Source organism: Mesorhizobium sp. WSM4842, assembly GCF_055901575.1.
In genome coordinates, this window is record NZ_CM148372.1 from 393908 (window position 1) to 412600 (window position 18693).

Consider the following 18693-nt stretch of genomic DNA (forward strand, 5'->3'; position numbering starts at 1 on the left):
CTGCAAACCTATCGTGTGCGGTCGCGGCATAAAAGGTGAAAATCCAATCGACGTCGTTTACCTAATATTAACCTTAACTTGCCGCCGCGCGGCAGGTCTGGTCGAGTTGGTCGAAAATGAAGCGCGGAATCAGCTAAGCGCACGTTTGCCCGCAGGCTTTTTATCGATGGCGAATGGCCAGACCGTGGTAGCCATCGTTCCGATGCCGGACGCTGTCAGCGCTGAACCAAACAAAAAGCCCTGGACCATATCCGGTTTGATAGAATGCGTGCTGCTCGTAAGTCTCAACGCCCTCGATAGTTACGTTGAGACCGAGAACCCTGATCAGTTCGACCACGCCCTTCAACAGCGCGAGCGAACTCGGGTTCTGGGTGACGTCCATCAGGAACGAGCGGTCAATCTTGACCTTGTCGAGCGGCAGCTTGTGGAGATAGCTCAAGCTCGAATAGCCTGTGCCGAAGTCGTCTAGCGCAATGCGCACGCCAAGCCGTTTCAACTCCTCGATATACTCACGCGTCAGCGATTTGTCGTCGAGAAGCGCGGTCTCGGTGACTTCGATTTCCAGGCGGCCGGCGGCGAGGCCGGAACCGGCGAGCGCCTCACGGACTTTCTGGACGATGCCACTGCTGCGGAAATCCTTGGCCGAAAGGTTGACCGAGACGCTGGTCGGGTCGGGCCATTTGACGCATTCGGCGCATGCCGCCTGCAGGACAAAGGTGCTGATCTCGGAAATGATGCCCATTTCTTCGGCCAGCGGAATGAAGATGCTGGGCGAGATCGGTCCGAGATCGGGGTGATCCCAACGACACAGCGCCTCGCAACTGGCGATCCGCATCGTGCTCATCGCGACGATCGGCTGATAGACCACCCGCAACCCCTTGCTTTCCACCGCAGTGCGCAGATCCGCCTTCATCAGCTGACGGTCGCGAAATGCCGCATCCATCGATGCCTGGAATAACCGCCAAGTGTTCTTGCCGAGTTCCTTGGCCTTGTATAGCGCGAGGTCCGCCTTGACGATCATGGCGGCGACATCGGTGTCCCTGACCCGCGACAGCACCGCGCCACCGCTGGCCTGGATGCGCAGTCCATGACCGGCGACGTCGACCTCGCCCTGCAGGTCAATGAAAATCTCGTCGATTTGGCTGATCAGATGGGTCTCGTCCTCGACGCGGTCGAAGAAGATCATGAACTCGTCGCCACCGAAACGGCTGACGGTGATGCCTGGTACGGCGACCGCCGCCAGCCGTTCAGCGACGGCGTAGATCAATCCATCGCCGACCGGGTGGCCAAGCGTGTCGTTGACGCTCTTGAAATCGTCGAGGTCGAGCACGGCGAGCCCGCAGAGACGCTCGAGGTCGCCGGATGCCATCGCCTCTCCGATCAGCTCTTGGAAATAGGCGCGGTTGGGCAGGCCGGTGAGGCTGTCATAACGCGCCATGAAGCGGATCTTGTCTTCCGCCTCGACGCGGGCCGTCACATCCTCGAAGGTGATGACACCCAGTTCCTGGCTGCCTTCGCGCGCCGAGAACTCATAGTGCTGACCGTTCGCAAGCGAGACGAGAACCTTGCGATCGCGGCCCTCGCGCAGGGCGCGCGTAAGCTGGGCTTCGATGTAGCGGCAGTCTTTCGGCGCCAGCATGCCGCCGGCAACGCCGCGCATCAGCAGACCGTGGATCGATCGCCCGAGCAGCGCGTCGGGCGACTTGAGCGACATCAGATGCGCGGCTTCGGCATTGGCCACCGCTACCCGGCCGTCGGGGCCGAGCATGACAAGGCCATGCGACATGGTGTTCAGGGCGCGATTGAAGCGCTGGGCGATGCGGTTCGCCTTCTTTTCTTCGCTGATTGCTGTAAACAGCACCTTTCGCACAAGATGCGCCATCTTGTTGATGGTGAACATGAACGGGATGACAAAGAGGCCCAGAATGACGTTGTAGACGTCGCCCTTCAGCATCAGGCCGACCGCAATCGGCGCGACCACGGACACGGACAGGATGGCGACCATCCTTCGGGAGCCGAAATTGCGGCCGGCGATGGTGATGGTGCTTGCCAACACCAGCGACACCGCTGCAATCTCGCCAAACAGGTCCGGAACCACGTAGAGGCATACGAACGCGAAAAGTCCGACCGCCGACCCATGAATCGTCCCGGCAACAATGTAGTAGCGTTCCCAGGCAAGCGCGGATTCGTAGGTGACGATGGTGTCGGGACTGACCCTCCGGATCGCAAGATAACGGCCGATGCTAGCGGCAACCATCAGGATGGCGAGCGCGAGATAGATTGCCGCAGACGTTTTCCAGTACACGAGCAGGCCCATAGCGCCTTGCGTGAAGGCGCCAACGAGCAAGATGCCTGCGTCGCGAAACAGCGAGCGAACGAAGCCAACGTATACGTCCTCGGATATGTCGTCGGGTCGATCTATGTTCATGACCTTGCGGGTGTCGCGCGAACCGCAGTCATGTCATAACCGCCTTAAGAAAGGTTTAGAGGGGCCATCTCGGGGCCTGCGTCAAGCCTGTTGAGCTTCTTCAGACAAGGCGCATCGATCATTCGGCGGCATGGAGTTCCGGCCGCACCGGCGCCTTCGCCAGGCGATCGAGCAACCTCTGGCGCTCGCCAGCCGCCCTCTCGGCACTGGCCTGCCTGACGTGACCATAGCCGCGAATGAGCGCCGGCACCGAGGCAAGGGCGGCCGCGGCCTCGACCTTGCCCGGCGCCAGCGCGCCGGCGACAAGCTCCAGGTCGGCCTCGTATTGCGCAAGAAGCTGCCGTTCCATACGCCTTTCGGTGCTGTAGCAGAACACGTCGAAGACCGTGCCGCGCAAGCCTTTCATCGCTGCCAGCAGGCGGAATCCCTTCATCATCCAGGGACCGAAACTCGACTTCCTCGGTTTGCCGTCCTTGCCGCGCCCCATGATCGGCGGCGCGAGATGGAATTCGAGTTTGTCGTAGCTCTGGAACTGCTTCCCCAGCTCGGCGGCGAAGGAGCCATCGGTGTAGAGCCTTGCCACCTCGTATTCGTCCTTGATCGCCATCAGCTTGAACAGGTTCCTCGCGGCGGCCTCGGTCACAGCAGTCGAACCGGGCACCGCACGGGCTTCGGCCCTGCGCAGCGCGGCCAGTCTGTCGGCGTAGCGCTTGGCATAGGCGGCGTTCTGATAGCCGGTGAGGAAGGCGACGCGGCGGGCGATGATGTCGTCCAGCGTCTCGGCGACAGCGGCGTTCTGTGCAGTCATTCCCGGCTGGTCAACGAGGCCGCGCACGAACTCCGGCTGGTGGGCGGCGCGGCGGCCCCAGCGGAAGGCTGAGACGTTCATCGCCACGGCCTGGCCGTTGAGCTCGATCGCCTTTTCGACTGCCTCGGCTGACAGCGGCAAGCCGTCATGCTGGAAGGCGAAGCCGAGCATGAACATGTTGGCGCCGAGCGAACTGCCGAACAGCGCGGTGGCGGTGCGGGTGGCATCGAAGAAATGCGCCTTGTTATCGCCTGCGGCAGTGCGGATCGCCTTTTTCAGCCGCTCGACAGGCAGCGAGAAATCCGCCGACCGGGTAAACTCGCCGGGCATGATCTCGGCGGTGTTGGCGAGGAAGATCGTGTGGCCTTCGCGCACCGCGGCGAGCACCTTTTGGGCGCCCGATACGACGAGATCGCAGCCGAGCACAAGGTCTGCCTTGCCGGCCGAAACGCGGATGGCATGGATATCGTCCGGGCTGCGCGCGATGCGGACATGGGTGAACACCGAGCCGCCCTTCTGGGCAAGGCCGGCCATGTCGATCATGCCGCAGCCCTTGTCTTCGAGATGGGCCGCCATGCCGAGCACCGCGCCGATGGTGACGACGCCGGTGCCGCCGACGCCGTCGATGATCGCCGCCCAGCCTTGTTCGCCGAGCGGGAATTCAGCGGGCGCGGGCACGCCGTCGAGCGGATCGGTCGTGCCGGCAATACCCTCGGCCTTCCTGATCTTGGCGCCATGCACGGTAACGAAGGACGGGCAGAAGCCGTTGATGCAGGAGAAATCCTTGTTGCAGCTCGACTGGTCGATCCTGCGCTTGCGGCCGAACTCGGTCTCGACCGGCTGGATCGACACGCAATTCGACTGCACCCCGCAATCGCCGCAGCCTTCGCAGACCAGTTCGTTAATGAAGACGCGCTTGTCGGGATCCGGGAAGGTGCCGCGCTTGCGGCGGCGGCGCTTTTCGGCGGCGCAGGTCTGGTCGTAGATCAGCACGGATATGCCGCTGACCTCGCGCAATTCGCGCTGGACGAGGTCGAGATCGTCGCGGTGATGGATGGTGGCGCCGGCGGGGAATTCGACCTTGCCGGTATATTTGTCCGGCTCGTCGGTGACGATGGCGATCCGCTCGACGCCCTCGGCCCGCACCTGCCTGGCGATCATGTCCACGGTCAGGCCACCCTCGTGCGGCTGGCCGCCGGTCATGGCGACGGCGTCGTTGTAGAGGATCTTGTAGGTGATGTTGGCGTCGGTCGACAGCGCGAAGCGGATCGCCAGCGCACCAGAGTGGTTATAGGTGCCGTCGCCGAGATTCTGGAAGATGTGATCGCGCTTGGAGAACGGTGCCTGGCCGACCCATTGCGCGCCCTCACCGCCCATCGCGGTGAAACCAACGGTGTTGCGATCCATCCACAGCGCCATGAAATGGCAGCCGATGCCGGCGGCGGCGAGCGAGCCGTCGGGCACCTTGGTCGAGGAATTGTGCGGGCAGCCGGAGCAGAAGAAGGGGGTGCGCGAGGCGATGTCTGACGTGTCGGCGAGCATCGCCTGGAACTGGCGAAGTCTCGCCACCCGCGCGGCGATTTCGTCCGACGGACCGATTGTCCGCAAGATTCTCTCGCCGAGCGCTATGGCGATATCGTTGGGATCGAGCGCGCCCTTGGCCGGGAACAGCCCGTCGCCGCGCTCGTCCTTCTTGCCGACGATGACCGGCTGCATGGCGGTGCCGTAAAGGTTCTCGCGCAGTTGCACCTCGATCAGCGAGCGTTTCTCCTCGACGACGACGATGGTGTCGAGACCGCGAGCGAAATCCGCTATGTGCTGCAGGTCGAGCGGCCACGGGCAGCCGACCTTGAACAGCCTGATCCCGATGCGGTTGGCGGCGGCTTCGTCCACGCCGATGTCTTCCAGCGCCTGGCGGACGTCGAGATAGCTCTTGCCGATGGTGACGATGCCAAGCTTCGGGGCACGTCCACCGGAATAAACGATCCGGTTCAGCCCGTTGGCATGGATGAAGGCCGAAGCGGCGGCGCGCTTGTATTCATGCAGCCGCTCCTCCTGGCCGAGCATGTCGATCTCGTTGCGGATGTTGAGGCCGCCGGGCGGCATCTCGAAGTCCGGGGTGACGATATCAAGCCGTTCGAGCGCGGCATCGACCGAAGCCGTCGATTCGATGTTGTCCTTGACGCATTTGATCGCCGCCCACGTGCCGGCGAAACGCGACATGGCAAAGCCGTAAAGCCCATAGTCGATGATCTCCTGGACCCCGGCCGGATTGAGGATCGGCACCATGGTGTCGACGAACAGGAACTCGGTCGCGTGCGCGTTGGTCGAGGATTCGGCCATGTGGTCGTCGCCCATCAGGGCAAGCACGCCGCCATATCTGGACGAGCCGGCGAGGTTGGCATGGCGGAACACGTCGCCGGAGCGATCGACGCCCGGTCCCTTGCCGTACCAGACAGAAAAGACGCCATCATGCGTGCCCTCGCCCAGCAATTCGGCCTGCTGCGACCCCCAGCATGCCGTGGCCGCGAGTTCTTCGTTGAGGCCGGGCTGAAAGACGATGTCCGACCGGGCGAGCTGCTTCCTGGCCTTCCAAAGCTGCATGTCGAGGCCGCCGAGCGGCGAGCCGCGATAGCCGGAGACGAAGCCGGCAGTGTTCAGGCCAGCCCGGCGGTCGCGCTCGCGCTGCATCAGCAGCATGCGGATGACCGCCTGCGCGCCGGAAAGGAAGATGCGCTCCTTTCCCAGGTCGAACTTGTCGTCGAGCGCGACATCATGCAGCGTCATCAGGCATTTCCTGTGCGGAGGCCGCAGTTCGAGCGCAGCCAACGTCGGAGTCGAGTGCCTACAGTCTTTCTTCCCTTGCCGGGGAGGTCAAACAAAATCGAAGGTGCCAGACGGCGCGCAACAAATGATCCGTGCGCGGCCGTGTGGCGCCACGAACCGCCTGTCGGTGAGGATGGTCGAGCACGAAAATTCCGGCGGCGGTCAGTGCCGCTGGTGACGCATCATGCAGCCTTTGGGCAACTGGGCTTCGGTTCGCCGGGCAGCTTGCCGTCGACATGGCCGGCCAGGTCCTTGTTGAGCTCGTAGACTGGCCCGACCACGAGAGGCCGGTCGGGCAGGACCGATTGGTCGAGCGAGGACGTCAGTGTCGTCTCGAAACTCTGCAGCAAATTGCCGCTGGAATCCTCGATGCGGATCGACACCGCATAGGGCTTGTCCTTGACGACGCAGGTGAGCGGCGGGCTGGTCAGGGTCACATGCGGCAGCTTCGGCCATATTTTCTGGGTGACGATGATCGGATCACCACCGGCCGGGTTCTGGAAGGAGACCACGGCGACCTGTCCCTCACCCACCGGCCGCAGCGGATTGAGGGTGATGACATAGGTGGCGATGCCCAGCCGGTAGTTGAACTCGAACAGCTTCCCGGAAATGGCGAACAGCTGGTCCTTGCCGGAGTCACGGCAGGCGCCGAGCGCGGCCGCCGCGAACAACGCCGCGACGACAATCATCGCGCGCGAGAATCTCTTAGACATTGGTGACCTCCCTCGCCGCGGTCCGGCGGCGATAGTATCGGTTTGCCTTCTGTCGGTTGCCGCACACCGCCATGTCGCACCAGAGGCGGCTGGAATTGCGGCTTTTGTCGACAAACAGCCAGCTGCAGTTCGGACATATCCTCAGCCTGGCGATTGTGTCGCCGCGCAGCAGCGATAGCGCCGAGACCGCAAGCGCCGCCTCGAAGGCAATCGGCGTCGCCGGATTGCCGAACGGTTTTCCGGGCCTCCCGATTTCGGTGCGGCTTTGGGCGAGTCCGTTGGCGCAGGCTGCAAGGAATTCAGGCATGTCTCCGGTGGAGATCGCACCTTCCGAAACCGCACGGCGAAACAGCCGATCGGTCGTCTCCCTGATCGACAGCACCACCGGCGCGATCTTTCCAGGCGCCGGCGCTGCGAGCGGCCTGCCGCCGAGCTCGGCGGCGCGAAAGCCGCTCGCCGCTTCGGCAAAGCGGGCGATCTCGGCCGGATCTTTGAGCCGGTCGAAGGTTTTCTCCGGATCGTTCCGCAAAACGACGGTGTTCGCCGTGTCGAGCGCAAGCATGCCACCGGTGAAGCGGTGCGGAGTCCAGGATACTGCCATATGGCGAATCTAACCGACAAAACGCGTTTGACAAGTTAGATTCCGGGTGCAACGCTCGTCACGGAGGCGATCGCCATTGCCTTGTCTTGAGAATGTCGTTCGTCCCAAACCGCTGCGCCCCGATTGCGGGGCATGCATCGAGGACATTGCATGCTCTATTTCTTCCAGCAGGTTCTGAACGGGCTGCATTCGGGCGCGCTCTACGCATTGCTTGCGTTCGGCTACGTGCTGACCAACGGCATCCTGCACCGCACCAATCTTGCCTATGGGGCGCTGTTCGCCTTTTGCGGGCATACGATGATCCTCACCGCGGCGTTCGGCTATCAGGCGCTGTGGCTGACGCTGTTTGCATCCATCGCGCTCGGCGTAGCTGCGGCGTTCCTTTATGCGGCGCTGCTCAGCCGTGTCTTGTCGCGAAGCATCTTCGAACCGTTGGCCGACCGCTCGCCCAACGCCATCGTGGTGACGACGCTCGGCATATTGCTGGCCCTGTCGGAAGCCAGCCGTATCGCCGCCGAAACCCATGATCTGTGGCTGCCGCCAATGCTGGCCCAGCCCATCATTTTTGCGCGGGGGGCCAATTTCAATGCCACGCTGACGCTCATCCAGTTGCTCGACTGCGCTGTCGTCGCGGCAACTATCGGGCTCGCCGCCTGGGCGTTCGCCCAATCAAGCTTCGGCCGGCGCTGGCGCGCCGTGTCCGACGATCCCAAGGCGGCGGCGATGTGCGGCGTCGATGTTCGCGCGGTGCTTCGGCGTGCGGTGCTTTTCGGCGGCCTTTGCGCGGCACTGGCCGGCGTGCTCGCCGCCTTCTACTACGGCAACATCAGCTTCGGCACAGGGTTGGTCTACGGGCTGAAAATCCTGTTTGTGACGGCGGTGGGCGGCTATCTCTCGCCGTTGCGGGCAGCACTTGGCGCTGCCGCTTTCGGCATGACCGAATCGCTGTGGGCCGGCTATTTTCCGCTCGAATGGCGCGATGGCTGGATGTATCTGTTCCTCGTCGCCATGCTGGTGCTGATCGGCACCGGCCGCGATCAGGGCAAGATCGCCTGACTGTACCAAGCCTGGGTAGACTTTGGTTGCATGACGTCTACAGCGCGCGCGTCCTCTCGGACGCGCAAAGGACGCTGTAGCACTTTGATTTTGCGCATGATCCCCAGCGAAAATCGATTCCGATTTTCGGGGTCATGCGCCGGGTCAGCCGGCTGTTTCGCCCCCTTCCTCATCTCAAAAGCCCCTTCCTCACTTCGCAAGATTGTTTTAGTCGGTCTGCCCTGTGTTGACCCGCCGGGCCACGCACGGCATACCGTTGGGCCACATCGAGGCGGCGGAAAAACAAGCGGGAATCGGCGCGCCGCTGATACTTTGAGTCATGCATCGTGCTTTCCGAAAATCGACACCGATTTTCGGGCCGATGCGTAAAGGGAGGAATGCATGGCAGGGCTGCTCGCTCTATCCAGAACCATTGACCGGGTGAACGAATTCATCGGCAAATGGGTGTCGTGGCTGATCCTGCTGGCAATCCTGGTCAGCGCCGCCAATGCCGTCATCCGCAAGACGTTCGACATGTCGTCGAACGCCTGGCTGGAACTGCAGTGGTATCTGTTCGGCGCCGCATTCATGCTGGCCGCCGCCTACACGCTGAAGCAGAACGACCATATCCGTATCGACATTGTCTACGGCATGTTCTCGCGCCGCGTGCAGCACTGGATAGACCTTCTCGGTCACCTTTTTTTCCTGATGCCGTTCGTGACGCTGATGGTGATCTATTTCGTTCCCTATGTGTCGCTGTCGTTTCGCAGTGGCGAAATGTCGAACAATTCCGGCGGGCTGATCATCTGGCCGGCAAAGGCGATCCTGCTGGCGGGCTTTTTCCTGCTAGCGCTCCAGGGCATCTCCGAGATCATCAAGAAGATAGCCATCATGCGCGGCGACATGGACGATCCGACGCCGTTCATATCGGTGCATGAGCAGGCCGAGCTCGAAGCGAAGGCGCTCGCCGAAGAGGTGCGCTCGTGATCGAGTTCATCGCCCAGAACATGGCGCCGATCATGTTCGCCTCGCTGGTCATCTTCCTGCTGATCGGCTACCCGGTCGCCTTCTCACTCGCCGCCAACGGCCTGGTCTTCTTCTTCATCGGGGTTGTGCTGTCACCCTATTCGGGCGGATCGATCAACCTCGCCTGGCCACTTCTCTATGCGCTTCCGGAAAATTTCTATGGAAGCAGGGTGATGTCGAACGACACGCTGCTGGCCATCCCGTTCTTCACCTTCATGGGCATCGTGCTCGAACGATCGGGCATGGCCGAAGACCTGCTCGACACGATCGGCCAATTGTTCGGACCGATCCGCGGCGGCCTCGCCTATGCAGTGATCTTCGTCGGCGCGCTGCTTGCCGCAACCACGGGTGTCGTGGCTGCCTCTGTCATCGCCATGGGCCTGATCTCGCTGCCGATCATGCTGCGCTACGGCTATGACCGCCGTGTAGCGTCCGGCGTCATCGCGGCGTCGGGCACGCTCGCCCAGATCATTCCGCCCTCGCTGGTGCTGATCGTTCTGGCCGATCAGCTCGGCCGCTCGGTCGGCGACATGTATGCGGGCGCGCTGATCCCGGGGCTGGTTCTGACCGGCCTTTACACGACGTACATCGTAATCATGTCGATCGTCCGGCCGAAGTCGATGCCGGCGCTGCCGCTGGAGGCCCGCACGCTCGGCCACGGTGTCCTGTCGCTGCTGTTCGCGGTGTTGGCGGCAGTCGTGGTTTCCTACGCGGCGTATCGCTATCTTGCGCCCTCGCAGGGCCAAAACGCCGATATTCTCGGTGCCACCATCGGCGTGATCCTCATCTACGTCGTGGCAATCGCCGACCAGCGCCTGAAGATCAACATGATGTCGCGGCTGGCGCAGCAGGTGATCATCGTGCTGATCCCGCCGCTGGCGCTGATCTTCCTGGTGTTGGGCACCATCTTCCTGGGCATCGCCACACCGACCGAGGGCGGCGCCATGGGCGCTGTCGGCGCGCTGATCATGGCGGCGATGAAGGGACGGCTGTCGCTGGACGTGGTCAAGCAGGCGCTGGCGGCGACGACGCGGCTGTCGTCCTTCGTGCTGTTCATCCTGATCGGGGCGCGGGTGTTCTCGCTCACCTTCTACGGCGTCAATGGCCAGATCTGGGTCGAACACCTCCTGACATCGCTGCCGGGCGGCGAAGTCGGGTTCCTGATCGGCGTCAACATCCTCGTCTTCTTGCTCGCCTTCTTCCTCGATTTTTTCGAGCTCGCCTTCATCATCGTGCCGCTTTTGGCGCCGGCCGCCGACAAGCTCGGCATCGACCTGATCTGGTTCGGCGTGCTGCTCGGCGTCAACATGCAGACCAGCTTCATGCATCCACCCTTCGGCTTCGCGCTGTTCTACCTGCGCTCGGTCGCCGCCCGGGTACCCTATCTCGATCGCCTCACCGGCAAGAAGATCGCGCCGGTGACCACCGGCCAGATCTATTGGGGCGCGGTTCCCTTCGTTTGCATCCAGGTTATCATGATCGGCCTGACCATCGCCTTCCCGCAGATGGTGATGCACTACAAGGGCACGGCAGTGGACCCGGGCACGATCGATTACCAGGTACCGGAAACGCCGAGCTTGTCGCCGCTCGGCGCACCGCCGGCGGATGGCGGCACGGCGCCGACCGCGCCTGCACCGGATCTGTCGCAACCGCCGAATTTCGGTGAAACGCCGCCTGCCAAGCCAGCAGCGCCAGCACCCGATCTGTCCCAACCACCGAGTTTCAATTGATGCCGGAGGCGTAACAGTGATGAAAGCGGTGCGGCTGGAGGGCGTGGGCAGCATTGCCCTGCGCGAGGTCGGCAAACCGTCCGCCGGACCGGACGATCTTCTGGTGCGGATCGAGGCATGCGGCGTCTGCGGCACCGACCGGCATCTTTTCCATGGCGAATTTCCCTATACGCCGCCGGTGACGCTCGGACATGAATTCTCCGGGATCGTCGAGGCGATTGGAACCGCTGTGTCCGGCTTTTCGGTCGGCGATCGCGTTACCGGCGATCCCAACATCGCCTGCGGGCACTGCCCGCACTGCCACGCGGGTCGCATCAATCTCTGCCATAATCTGGTTGCCATCGGCATCCGCCGCGACGGCGGCTTCGCCGAATATGTCGTGCTGCCTCAGAAGCAGGCCATTCTCCTTCCGAAAGACCTGAGGCCGACGCATGGCGCGTTCTGCGAGCCGCTTGGCTGCTGCCTGCATGGCGTGGACCTGGCGCAGATCAGACCCGGCTCCTCGGTCGCCGTGCTTGGCGGCGGGGTGATCGGCCTGCTCACCGTGCAACTGGCGAGGCTTGCCGGCGCGACGACAATCATCCTGTCGACGCGCCAGGCCTCGCGGCGCGCCCTTGCAGGAGAATTGGGCGCAACGGTGACGGTCGACCCCAGCGCTTGCGATATCATCGACACGGTCTTCGGTGCGTCGGGCCTCATGCCGGGCGGCGTCGATGTGGTGTTCGAATGTGCCGGCGTAAGAGAGACGGTCGAACAATCGATGCGGCTGGCCAAAGCCGGCGGTACGGTGGTCGTCGTCGGCGTGACGCCTCAAGGCATGAAGGCCGAGTTCGAGCCTTTCAACCTGTTGTTCCGGGAATTGAAGGTGCTCGGCTCGTTCCTCAATCCGTTTACGCATCGCCGGGCCGCCGATCTCATCGCCTCGGGTGCGATCGAGATCGACAAGCTCATCTCACGGCAGGTGACGCTGGAGGAGGCGGCTGCGGTGATCGCCAATCCGCCTGCGCCAGGCGAAGTCAAGGTGCTGGTGGTGCCGCGCTGATCAGGCAAATCGAAATGTGACGGCGCCACGCGTCCGAAGAGCGCGTGGCGCCGTAACTGTTGTCAGAGCTTGCCGGTGCGCTGCTGGACCATCATGAAGGTGTCGTAATTGTACTCGGCCACCTGCGCCCAGAGATAGTGCTCCTTGCGGAAGGCCTTGATCGAGTCCCATATCTTCTTGAACGGCGCGTTCGAAGCTTCCATCTCGGCATAGACCTCGTTCGCCTTTTCGGAGCAGGCTGCCAAGATTTCCGGGCTGAACGGGCGCAATTTGGCGCCCGCGGACACCAGCCGCCTCACGGCCGCCGGATTCAGAAAGTCGTATTTCTGCAGCATGTTGGCGTCGGCGGCCTGCGCCGCGGTGCGCACCAGCGCCTTGTAGGCCGGCGAAAGCTCCTCGTATTTTGCCTTGTTGAACATCAGATGGACGGTCGGCCCGCCTTCCCACCAGCCAGGATAATAATAATTGGGCGCGACCTTGTAGAAGCCGAGCTTCTCATCGTCATAAGGGCCGACCCATTCGGCGGCGTCGATGGTGCCTTTTTCCAGCGCTGGATAGATATCGCCGCCGGCGATCTGCTGCGGCACGACGCCGAGCCTTTGCACCACTTTGCCGGCAAAGCCACCGATGCGCATCTTGAGGCCCGAAAGGTCGGCGACGGTGTTGATTTCCTTGCGGAACCAGCCGCCCATCTGCACGCCGGTATTGCCACCGGGCAGGCCAAAAAGGCCCTGCGTGGCCAGAAACTCGTTGAACAGGTCGATGCCGCCGCCGTGGTAATGCCAGGCATTGATGCCGCGCGCGTTGAGCGAGAACGGAACCGCGGCACCCAAAGCCCATGTCGGGTCCTTGCCCCAATAATAATATGCCACCGTATGGCAGGCCTCGACGGTGCCGGCGGTGGTGGCATCCGCGACCTGCAGGCCGGGCACCAGTTCACCGGCAGCGAAGACCTGGACCTGGAAGTTGCCGTCGGTCGCCTCCGAAAGCATCTTGGAAAAGACCTCGGCGCCACCATAGATCGTATCGAGGGATTTCGGGAAGGACGACGCCAGGCGCCATGTCACTTTCGGATTGGTTTGGGCGATAGCCGGCGCGGCAAGCGCCGCCGTAGCCGCCGCAGCGCCGACACCGGTCACACCGGCCTTGCGGATGAATGATCGACGATCCATGAAGTCCTCCCTATTGGATCAACAGACCGACGTTCGGGAGATGCTCTGTGCCCCGGATCGGCTTCGCGGCAAACAATACACGGGCAAGAAGTCGAGTCTAGCCATGGGAGCCGGTTTTGCCGGCGGCGTTTTCGCGAAAAACGCGGCGCGAACGCACCTCCCTGCAACTTAAGTCTAACGCCCCTTCCGTGGTCCATGCGACATGCCGAACTTGTCATGGCAAAGCGCCGTCGGATCGCCTATTTTAAAGGCAGAACATATCCTTGCACTGAATGGACCCGGATCAAAAATGCAGCAGCCGCTAGTCGCCATATCGACCGATGTCCGCCAGTTCGACAACTACACCTGGCATGCCGCTCCGCAGCAATATCTGGAGGCGGTGCTTTCGGCCGCCGGCGTGTTCCCGGTGCTGGTGCCGTCCTTCGGCGACCGGCTCGATTTCGATGAACTCCTGTCATCGGTCGACGGCGTCATGATCACCGGCTCGAAGTCCAACGTGCATCCCACGCTCTATGGCGGCGATGCCAGCGAGGCCAACGGCCCCTACGATCCGGCCCGCGACGCCACGACGCTGCCGCTGATCCGCAAGGCAGTGGAGCGCGGCGTGCCGCTGCTCGCCATCTGCCGCGGCATCCAGGAGATGAATGTGGCGCTGGGCGGCACGCTGGCCACAGAAATCCAGGAGCGCGAGGGATCGCTGGACCATCGCGCACCGGCGAGCGACAATCAGGACGAACGCTTCGCCATCCGCCAGACCATTTCGATCAAGCCCGCAAGCTGCCTCGCCGGCGTGTTCGGGGCGGGCGACATCATGGTCAACTCGGTGCATCGCCAGGCGATCGACCGGCTCGGCCCGAAGTTGCAGATAGAGGCCGTCGCCACCGACGGCACGGTCGAGGCGGTTTCGGTGCGGGACGCCCGTGCCTTCGCCGTGGGCGTCCAATGGCATCCCGAATACTGGGTCAATTCGGACAGCGTCTCGGCAAAGATCTTCCGCGCCTTCGGCGACGCGGTGCGCCTGCACGCCACGGCGAAATCCGGCGCGCGCACCGCCGCGGAATAATTCAGCCGTCGGGCGTCAACGTCGATGGCTGCTGGCCGCCAGCGACAGCAGCGGCAGGGTTGGTGCGTAGGATTCATAACCGTCGCCGTCGGCGACGCCGAACGTGACGATCGGGTCGATGCCGTTCACGCTGAAGATGACCGTGCCGTCATCCTGCTCACGCCAGAATTTCGCGCGCTCGATGCCAGGCAAAACCCGGCGGCAATTCGCAGTGACCGTCAACAGCGACAGGCCTTGCGCAACCTCAGTGCCGCGCTTGACCGCGCAGGACGCTTCGTCGCCATTGGCCACCAGCCTGTAATCGCCGGGCGACTGCGTTAAGTGATCGGCTGTGCGGCCTTCGCCGCTGCCGCCGTGAAACAGGTGAACGCTGCCGAACAGCGCCGCCACCGATATCAATGCAGCAAGTGCTTTCATCTGCGTTCTCCGCGTGTTTGGCGATAGATAAAAAATGATTTCAAAGCGTTAAGCCGACGTTAACAAATAGGAAAGCTTGCCGCTCAGCTGCGCGCCTTGACCTTTTCCGTTTCCGGCACCGGCGTCAGCGCCCTCCCTTCCGAAAACCAGGAAACCAGATTGTCGACGCACAGATCGGCCATGGCGCGGCGGGTATGTTCCGAAGCCGAGCCGACATGCGGCAAAAGCGATGTGTTGGGAGCGGCGAGCAGCGCTGGCGGCACGTTCGGCTCGTCGGCGAAGACGTCGAGCCCGGCAGCGGCGATGGTGCCATTGGCCAGGGCTGCCGCAAGTGCTGCCTCGTCCACCGTGCTGCCGCGGCCGATATTGACGAAGACGCCATTCGGGCCGAGCGCCGACAGTATCTCGGCATTGACCGCCTTTTCCGTCGAGGCGCCGCCGGGCGCCACCGAGATCAGCGTATCCACCGCCTCGGCGAGGCCTTTCAGCGTGCCGTGGTATTCATAGGACAGGCCTTCGACCTGGCGCCGGTTGTGATAGGCGATCGGCAGCCCGAAGGCCTCCAGCCGACGCGCAATGGCAATGCCGATGCGGCCCATGCCGAAAATACCGACACGACGGTCGCGCAAGGTCAGCCGGCTCAAGCGATAGTTGCCGTCGCGCGCCCAACTGCCGTCGCGCAGCCAGGTCTCGGCGCGCGGCAACTCGCGGATGGTGTTGATCAGCAGGCCGAGAGCCGTGTCCGCGACGTCCTCGGTCAGCACGTCAGGCGTGTTGGTGACCATGACACCGCGCTGCGCTGCGTGACGGGCATCGACCGAATCATAGCCGACGCCGAAATTGGCGATGATCTCGAGATTCGGCAGCGCGTCGATGAGGGCTGCATTGATCCCGCCAAAGGCGGCAATGCCGCGCACCGACCGGCGCAGCTCGTCGGTGACCAGCGACGCTTCCGGCCGTTCGATCCAGACGCGGCTGAACATTCGATCGATGCGGCCGACCGCATGGTCGTTGAATTGGCCCGGCACCAGAATGGCGACTGCTTGCTGCTGTTCGGCTTTTGTCATGCACGCTCCACCGGTTTGCCGGTCGACTGACGCACATGCAGTTCCGGCTTGATCAGTTCCTGCGACGGCCGCACCATCTGCCCATTGAGCTTGTCGAGCAGCGCGCTGGCGGCGCGGCGGCCGACTTCACGCTGGCCGTTCCAGACGGTGGTCAGCGCCGGCGTTGCGATCGCCGCCTCCTCGAGATCGTCATAGCCGGTCACGGATATGTCAATGCCCGGCACCAGCCCGGCGCGTGCAATACCGTTCATCAGGCCGATGGCGACGAGGTCGTTCCAGCAGCAGGCGGCGGTCGGCTTGTCCTTCAATGCCAAGAACTGCCCCGCCGCTTCGAAACCGGCCTGTTTGGTGCGCGGGCCGGCGATGCGCCAGGATGGCCTGACCTCCAGCCCGGCCGCCTCCATCGCGTTGACATAGCCCTGGTAGCGGTCGCGGCCGGTCGAGGTCTGGTCGGTGCCGCCGACCATGGCGATGCGCTTGTGGCCGAGCGAGATCAGATGGTTGGTGGCAAGCCCGGTGCCGTAGGCATCGTCGCCGCGAAACACCGGCACGTCGGCGCCTTCGACGGTGCGTGCGATCAGCACCGCCGGCAGGCCGTTTTCCTCGGCCATCAAGATGTCTTCGGGCGGCGTGCCGATGGCCGGCGACATGATGACGCCGTCGGCGCCGAGCTGCAAAAGCGTGTCGATGAAGGTGCGCTGCTTTTCGAGCTGGTCGTAGTGGTTCGACAGGATGAAGGTCTGCCGGCTGCGATCGAGCTCGCTTTCGATCGAGCGCAGTATCTCGGCGAAGAACGGGTTCATGATGTCGTGAACGACGACGCCGACGATGCCCGAACGCGAGGTGCGCAGGCTGGCGGCACGGCGATTGTAGATATAGCCGATGGCGCGGGCATGTTCCTTGATGCGGTCGCGGGTGCCGCCGGCAACCAGCGGACTGTCACGCAGGGCCAGCGAGACCGTGGCCGTGGACACGCCGAGCGCATCCGCGATCGTCGAAAGCTTGATCTTCTGTGCCAGCGCCTTGCGCTCCCCCGACGATCTAGAGCCGATCCATGATCTCCAGCGAAAACCGGATTCCCACTTTTCGGGATCATGATCTAAACAGTTTAAACGCGGCCTTATGCCACCCTTCCGGAACAAATCAAAGTTTTTTTGTACACGAAGCCGGTGCTCGCGATGAACGTTATAAAGGCCGCTGGCGACGATGACGGCAGCGCCGACGAGCGTCCAGCGGTCGGGAACTGGTTGAAGACAATCCAGCCGGCAATGATCATCCCAATGATTTGCGAATACCGAGACGATAGCCCGCACCAGGTGCCAATGGCAGACGGCGCCGAACACGCTAAGCATCAGAAGGATGAATCAGCCGCCACAGGCTTGGTCTTTCTGCATGTCGTCGTCCCAAAACCGCTGCGCACTTTTGGGCGACCTGCACTAGGGATGCATGCGGGCGCCCTTGGTGATCTTGTCGACAAGCTTCTTTTCGGCGCGCAGCGCGATACCGACGACCTTGACGTCGTCGGGTGCGAATTCGGCAAAGACGGCGCGGTTCGCCGCGTCGTGGCCGGTCGAAAACATCTCGTCGACGTAGAGCGAGGTCGTCACACCGCGCTCCAGCGCCCGCCGGTGGATCGCACTGAGCGTCGGGCGATCGGCCGAAAGCACGATGACCGGCTGGATCGAGAGCGGATTGTAGATATTGCCGGCGCGGTCGCGATAGGGTTCGCCGATGATGTCGCTATACTGCGCGACAATGCCGCTGGTCAGGAAGGCGGTGACATTGAGCTTTTGCCAGACGGGAAGGTCGTCCTGCAGCACGATTGCAAATTTCGTGTCGAACATTAGACATTTACCATTCAAGTTTGTGAAATGAAGCGATGTCACACGGTCTAGATGGCGAGGCCTTTCAGGGTCTTGGACGTTTGTGCGTTGACGCGGCTGAGAACTGTGTCATCTCGGCCCCCGATTGCGTCGGAATGGAGCGTATCGAGGCCCGGTTCCACGGCAGCGCGTTCGATCTCCATCGTCATGATACCTACGCCATCGGCGTGACGCTGCATGGCGTCCAGACCTTCCGTTATCGCGGCGCGACGCATCACAGCCTGCCCGGCCAGATTATCGTGCTCCATCCCGACGAATTGCACGACGGCGGCGCCGGCACCGAAGACGGTTTGCGTTACAGGATGCTTTATCTGGAGCCGTCCATCGTGCTGGACTGCCTCGATACGATAGGCGCATCGCTGCCCTTCGTCAGGAATGCCGTGGTGACGGATCCTGTTTTCCGCACGAGGCTGCTTTCGGCGCTGGGGCCGTTGGACCAGAAGCTGGACGACCTCTTTGTCGCCGACTTCATTGCGCAATTGATGCAAAGCTTGGCACGGCATGCAGGGCTGCAGGCGAAACCGATCCCAAGGACAGCATGGCGGGCTGCCAGCCTGGCACGCGACTATCTGGAAGAAAATGTTTTCCGTATCGTCCGTTCCGAAGAGCTGGAGGCGATTACCGGGCTGGATCGCTATGCACTATCGCGGCATTTCCGTGCCGCCTTCTCCACCAGCCCGCATCGCTTTCACTTGATGCGCCGGCTTCAACGAGCACGCCGCATGATCGAGGCGAGCGAGCCATTGGCGCAGATCGCGATAGCGGCCGGTTTCAGCGACCAAAGTCATTTTAACAGGCACTTCAAGAAGGCGTTCGGTGTCACGCCGGGCCGCTGGTCGGCATTGGTCCATGGATCGTCGGCAGCCGCAGCCTGATGGCGTC

14 protein-coding genes and 1 pseudogene are annotated in these 18693 nt (G+C 62.8%); 6 read left to right on the plus strand and 9 right to left on the minus strand.

The features are described 5' to 3' along the window. Positions 1-129 precede the first annotated feature (129 nt). The 4 genes and pseudogenes from AC0NIE_RS01785 to AC0NIE_RS01800 all read right to left on the minus strand — a co-directional run bounded on the left by AC0NIE_RS01785 (position 130) and on the right by AC0NIE_RS01800 (position 7376). A pseudogene (locus AC0NIE_RS01785) lies at positions 130-2428 on the minus strand (putative bifunctional diguanylate cyclase/phosphodiesterase). A gap of 118 nt (positions 2429-2546) precedes the next feature. After that, positions 2547-6023: an indolepyruvate ferredoxin oxidoreductase family protein gene (locus AC0NIE_RS01790; RefSeq protein WP_473484275.1), complete on the minus strand. Its 3477-nt coding sequence runs from the start codon at positions 6021-6023 to the stop codon at positions 2547-2549. A 221-nt stretch (positions 6024-6244) separates the two neighbouring features. Further along, entirely contained in the window at positions 6245-6775 is a 531-nt protein-coding gene (locus AC0NIE_RS01795; protein WP_473484277.1) for a hypothetical protein, read from the minus strand. Then, positions 6768-7376 (minus strand): CGNR zinc finger domain-containing protein, encoded by a 609-nt coding sequence (locus AC0NIE_RS01800; RefSeq protein ID WP_473484280.1) that lies wholly within the window; start codon positions 7374-7376, stop codon positions 6768-6770. The genes AC0NIE_RS01795 and AC0NIE_RS01800 overlap by 8 nt, the downstream gene beginning before the upstream one ends. Positions 7377-7526: 150 nt before the next feature. Here AC0NIE_RS01800 and AC0NIE_RS01805 point away from each other — a divergent pair, with 150 nt between their 5' ends. From AC0NIE_RS01805 to AC0NIE_RS01820, 4 genes are all read left to right on the plus strand, one after another. Then, the gene (locus tag AC0NIE_RS01805; RefSeq protein ID WP_473484282.1) at positions 7527-8432 is read left to right on the plus strand and encodes a branched-chain amino acid ABC transporter permease; all 906 of its coding nucleotides are present in this window, start codon (positions 7527-7529) and stop codon (positions 8430-8432) included. Positions 8433-8813: 381 nt separating this feature from the next. After that, positions 8814-9398, plus strand: coding sequence for a TRAP transporter small permease subunit (locus AC0NIE_RS01810; protein WP_095493902.1), 585 nt, complete (start codon positions 8814-8816; stop codon positions 9396-9398). Continuing rightward, positions 9395-11167 (plus strand): TRAP transporter large permease, encoded by a 1773-nt coding sequence (locus AC0NIE_RS01815; RefSeq protein WP_473484284.1) that lies wholly within the window; start codon positions 9395-9397, stop codon positions 11165-11167. The genes AC0NIE_RS01810 and AC0NIE_RS01815 overlap by 4 nt, the downstream gene beginning before the upstream one ends. 19 nt (positions 11168-11186) lie before the next feature. Then, the gene (locus AC0NIE_RS01820; RefSeq protein ID WP_473484548.1) at positions 11187-12209 is read left to right on the plus strand and encodes a zinc-dependent alcohol dehydrogenase family protein; all 1023 of its coding nucleotides are present in this window, start codon (positions 11187-11189) and stop codon (positions 12207-12209) included. Between the two features lie 62 nt (positions 12210-12271). Here the strand turns inward: AC0NIE_RS01820 and AC0NIE_RS01825 are convergent, their stop codons facing one another. After that, the gene (locus AC0NIE_RS01825; RefSeq protein ID WP_123146337.1) at positions 12272-13381 is read right to left on the minus strand and encodes a TRAP transporter substrate-binding protein; all 1110 of its coding nucleotides are present in this window, start codon (positions 13379-13381) and stop codon (positions 12272-12274) included. Positions 13382-13670: 289 nt separating this feature from the next. Here AC0NIE_RS01825 and AC0NIE_RS01830 point away from each other — a divergent pair, with 289 nt between their 5' ends. Continuing rightward, on the plus strand, positions 13671-14444 hold the full coding sequence (locus AC0NIE_RS01830; protein ID WP_473484285.1) for a gamma-glutamyl-gamma-aminobutyrate hydrolase family protein: 774 nt from the start codon (positions 13671-13673) through the stop codon (positions 14442-14444). Positions 14445-14459: 15 nt separating this feature from the next. Here the strand turns inward: AC0NIE_RS01830 and AC0NIE_RS01835 are convergent, their stop codons facing one another. From AC0NIE_RS01835 to AC0NIE_RS01850, 4 genes are all read right to left on the minus strand, one after another. After that, complete coding sequence (locus AC0NIE_RS01835; protein ID WP_473484287.1) at positions 14460-14861, minus strand: hypothetical protein; 402 nt, start codon at positions 14859-14861, stop codon at positions 14460-14462. An 83-nt stretch (positions 14862-14944) separates the two neighbouring features. Beyond that, the gene (locus tag AC0NIE_RS01840; RefSeq protein ID WP_473484290.1) at positions 14945-15928 is read right to left on the minus strand and encodes a 2-hydroxyacid dehydrogenase; all 984 of its coding nucleotides are present in this window, start codon (positions 15926-15928) and stop codon (positions 14945-14947) included. Continuing rightward, on the minus strand, positions 15925-16947 hold the full coding sequence (locus tag AC0NIE_RS01845) for a LacI family DNA-binding transcriptional regulator (RefSeq protein WP_095494138.1): 1023 nt from the start codon (positions 16945-16947) through the stop codon (positions 15925-15927). Before AC0NIE_RS01845 ends, AC0NIE_RS01840 begins: the two co-directional genes overlap by 4 nt. A 417-nt stretch (positions 16948-17364) precedes the next feature. Then, complete coding sequence (locus tag AC0NIE_RS01850) at positions 17365-17772, minus strand: DUF2000 family protein (RefSeq protein ID WP_473484292.1); 408 nt, start codon at positions 17770-17772, stop codon at positions 17365-17367. Positions 17773-17807: 35 nt separating this feature from the next. On the opposite strand from AC0NIE_RS01850, the gene AC0NIE_RS01855 reads away from it, so the two are divergent. Next, on the plus strand, positions 17808-18686 hold the full coding sequence (locus AC0NIE_RS01855) for an AraC family transcriptional regulator (RefSeq protein WP_473484295.1): 879 nt from the start codon (positions 17808-17810) through the stop codon (positions 18684-18686). Positions 18687-18693 lie beyond the last annotated feature (7 nt).

Coding starts and splice junctions, on each gene's coding strand:
- AC0NIE_RS01790 (WP_473484275.1), bottom strand. CDS start 6,023: ATGACGCTGCATGATGTCGCGCTCGACGACAAGTTCGACCTGGGAAAG.
- AC0NIE_RS01795 (WP_473484277.1), bottom strand. CDS start 6,775: ATGTCTAAGAGATTCTCGCGCGCGATGATTGTCGTCGCGGCGTTGTTC.
- AC0NIE_RS01800 (WP_473484280.1), bottom strand. CDS start 7,376: ATGGCAGTATCCTGGACTCCGCACCGCTTCACCGGTGGCATGCTTGCG.
- AC0NIE_RS01805 (WP_473484282.1), top strand. CDS start 7,527: ATGCTCTATTTCTTCCAGCAGGTTCTGAACGGGCTGCATTCGGGCGCG.
- AC0NIE_RS01810 (WP_095493902.1), top strand. CDS start 8,814: ATGGCAGGGCTGCTCGCTCTATCCAGAACCATTGACCGGGTGAACGAA.
- AC0NIE_RS01820 (WP_473484548.1), top strand. CDS start 11,187: ATGAAAGCGGTGCGGCTGGAGGGCGTGGGCAGCATTGCCCTGCGCGAG.
- AC0NIE_RS01825 (WP_123146337.1), bottom strand. CDS start 13,381: ATGGATCGTCGATCATTCATCCGCAAGGCCGGTGTGACCGGTGTCGGC.
- AC0NIE_RS01830 (WP_473484285.1), top strand. CDS start 13,671: ATGCAGCAGCCGCTAGTCGCCATATCGACCGATGTCCGCCAGTTCGAC.
- AC0NIE_RS01835 (WP_473484287.1), bottom strand. CDS start 14,861: ATGAAAGCACTTGCTGCATTGATATCGGTGGCGGCGCTGTTCGGCAGC.
- AC0NIE_RS01840 (WP_473484290.1), bottom strand. CDS start 15,928: ATGACAAAAGCCGAACAGCAGCAAGCAGTCGCCATTCTGGTGCCGGGC.
- AC0NIE_RS01850 (WP_473484292.1), bottom strand. CDS start 17,772: ATGTTCGACACGAAATTTGCAATCGTGCTGCAGGACGACCTTCCCGTC.
- AC0NIE_RS01855 (WP_473484295.1), top strand. CDS start 17,808: ATGTCACACGGTCTAGATGGCGAGGCCTTTCAGGGTCTTGGACGTTTG.